The organism is Microcoleus sp. AT3-D2 (assembly GCF_036705715.1).
Taxonomy (GTDB): domain Bacteria; phylum Cyanobacteriota; class Cyanobacteriia; order Cyanobacteriales; family Microcoleaceae; genus Microcoleus.
This window is the reverse complement of record NZ_JAUBVE010000167.1, coordinates 1-2,515: the sequence shown is the minus strand read 5'-3', so window position 1 is coordinate 2,515 and position 2,515 is coordinate 1. Positions and strand designations below refer to the sequence as shown.

Here is a 2,515-nt window from a genome sequence, read left to right as displayed (position 1 = left end):
TCATAAGTTAGGGTGAATCCGACTTCTAAACTCTAAACCTAAACCCTGCCTACTGTCTAGAACGAAATAGCCCTGGGAAGAAAGTAGCTCTACTCTATTTACGATAGATCATATTTTACCTCGCTCGATTGGTGGTAGCGATGAGCTTGAAAACTTAGCTTTAGCTTGTCATCGCTGTAATAATAATCGCTATAATTTTGTCACTGGTACTGACCCAGAAACAGAACAAGAAGTAACTTTGTTTAACCCCCGCCAACAGCAATGGTCTGAGCATTTTAACTGGTCTGCAGATGGTTTAGAAATAATTGGTATTACTCCAACAGGTAGGGGAACCTGCGATCGATTAGACCTTAACGATCTATATCATAATGAAGGAGCGATTATCAGAGCTCGTCGTTTATGGATTAGGGCAGGGTGGCATCCTCCCTCTAACGATCCTCGCCAAAATTCATAATTTTGTCGAAGGATGAATCTGTGGAGAATTTCACCTTGCAAAGAGCACTGGAATTGTTAGCAACGAAGGAAGCAGCGGGAGGCGGTAAATCTAGCAGCAAGTCGAAGAAGTCTACTAAGACTGCGGCGGCGAAGTCGGAGACTGCAACTGAGAAGACTGCAGCGAAGAAAACTACTGCTAAGAAGACGACGACTGCGGCGAAGAAAACCACGACTAAGAAGGCTGCAGCTGCGACTGCGACTAAGAAGAAGACAACGTGATTTTAGTTTAGTTTTCACTGATCGAGAAACCCGGTGTGCACGGGGGAAGGGCTCCAAGTGCGATCGGGTTTCTTTGTTTCTTTGTTTATCAAATGGTCCCAAGGCTATTTGGTCTAGAGTGCGATGTGAGATCGAGAAAGTTTTGATAATTTTCTTGGCTATAAGTTGACTGGAGACAAAAGATACGGTCCTTTGGGATTATCTCAGGTGTTGAGTCCGCATTTGTAGGTTAATGCTTAGTTGGGTCGTGAATATTATAGGAGATAGGATAGAGTGGCACATATAAATTTTATTTCTGATCTTAAGGAAGTTATTACCCAAAAACTTTCCCGGCTAGGGCATCCTCCAGCACCACAAGAAGATATTGATACCCTTTTGAGACGATCTCTTAACTTGGCGCGGAGAGTACCACCAATTATTGTATGGACTGTGAAGCAGTCTAAAGATTTGGCAATAAAATCTCTTCTGCCGGAGATTAGATTAGGTTTGGAGCAATTCATCAAGAAAGCTGAGTCTGGGCAAAACTTAAAACCTCATCTTAGTAAAAAGAGCGATGACGCAGACTACAAAGACCTTATGTTTTACGATTGGAAAGTCTTTCACTTCCATTTAGGCACTAACTCTAATCCAAATCATAACGCATTTGTTAAACGAACAGGCGATCTATTATTTGCTATTGCAGATTCCAATACGGCAAGGATGTATTTAATCGATATCCATCCACATGGTGGAGGATTTACAAATCAAAACTTACTGAGAATTGTCAAAGATAATTGGGCGGAAATTCTCGCTCCACACACTTTAAACCGTGTTATTGATCTACCTTGTAAGTGGTCTGATAATGATATTGATAGTCTTCGGAAAGCTGGTATAACTCCTATGCTTCAAATTTCTGATGGTCCCGTCTTGGGGTCTATGGGAGGAGGAATCACAACTGCTGGAACTAGCAGACTCAACATAATGGATGCAGATAGTATAAAAACCGATGTTCGTAAGCTACAGGAATTGTTTACCGACCCAACAGAGGGTGTAGCCGCTTACTTCAAAAGTACATATGGAAAAAATTGGGAGGATCTGAAATTTAAAGTTAAATCTTTTGAAACACCAATGGAAATAGAAGAGATGACAACAGGCAAAGTTGTCCCGTTTACTTATCTCAGTATACCACTAGCAAACCTACTCACTCAACTGGAAGAGTTAAGGCAAGAAGAGGATTCATGAGTCGAGACAGCATTATTATTCAGTAGTCTGATGAAGATAAGGTTTTCCTGGTACTGAAGTCAATTCAACTTCTAGGGGGTATCAGACTTTACCGGAAATAAAATATGTGCTAATGTACTAGGAAATATGTGTTTGTACCGGAAATGCTGGTCAATATTTAGTTAGGTTGCATACATTGTCTGTCGAAGCAGTATTGCGAGCGAATTGGTGATGTGTTTCAGGTGAGGGATTGATGTCATATTCATTTCAAATTGGGCATAGATATACAAGACGTGATGTTTATCGAATTATTGGAATTGCTGAAGACACTCACGGAGGAAACTGGGCTACAGGATATGCTCGTTACGGTAATTCTTGGTTCATCTTTTGCAACGTTGGAACATCTGGACGAACAGGTCATGACTATGCCAATCAATGGGTAGGAAATCGACTGGAGTGGTATGGCAGAACTACTTCACAATTACACCATCCATCCATCCAGTCCATGTTAAGTGTAGATAGCGATAGGGAGCATCCCGGTTTTGTAAATATCCGAATAAGTGTAAAATAGTTAAAATCAATAAAAGCGTCAAAAAAAGTC

3 protein-coding genes and 1 pseudogene are annotated in these 2,515 nt (G+C 41.0%); all 4 read left to right on the top strand.

Annotated elements, in window-relative coordinates:
* Nucleotides 1-100 precede the first annotated feature (100 nt).
* A pseudogene (locus QUB44_RS30495) lies at nucleotides 101-454 on the top strand (HNH endonuclease); the annotation flags it as partial.
* A gap of 20 nt (nucleotides 455-474) precedes the next feature.
* On the top strand, nucleotides 475-714 hold the full coding sequence (locus QUB44_RS31335) for a hypothetical protein (RefSeq protein ID WP_445299943.1): 240 nt from the start codon (nucleotides 475-477) through the stop codon (nucleotides 712-714).
* Nucleotides 715-987: 273 nt separating this feature from the next.
* Entirely contained in the window at nucleotides 988-1,935 is a 948-nt protein-coding gene (locus QUB44_RS30485) for a hypothetical protein (RefSeq protein ID WP_333373587.1), read from the top strand.
* A gap of 232 nt (nucleotides 1,936-2,167) precedes the next feature.
* The gene (locus QUB44_RS31330; RefSeq protein WP_445299942.1) at nucleotides 2,168-2,485 is read left to right on the top strand and encodes a DUF3427 domain-containing protein; all 318 of its coding nucleotides are present in this window, start codon (nucleotides 2,168-2,170) and stop codon (nucleotides 2,483-2,485) included.
* Nucleotides 2,486-2,515 lie beyond the last annotated feature (30 nt).

Coding starts and splice junctions, on each gene's coding strand:
- QUB44_RS31330 (WP_445299942.1), top strand. CDS start 2,168: ATGTCATATTCATTTCAAATTGGGCATAGATATACAAGACGTGATGTT.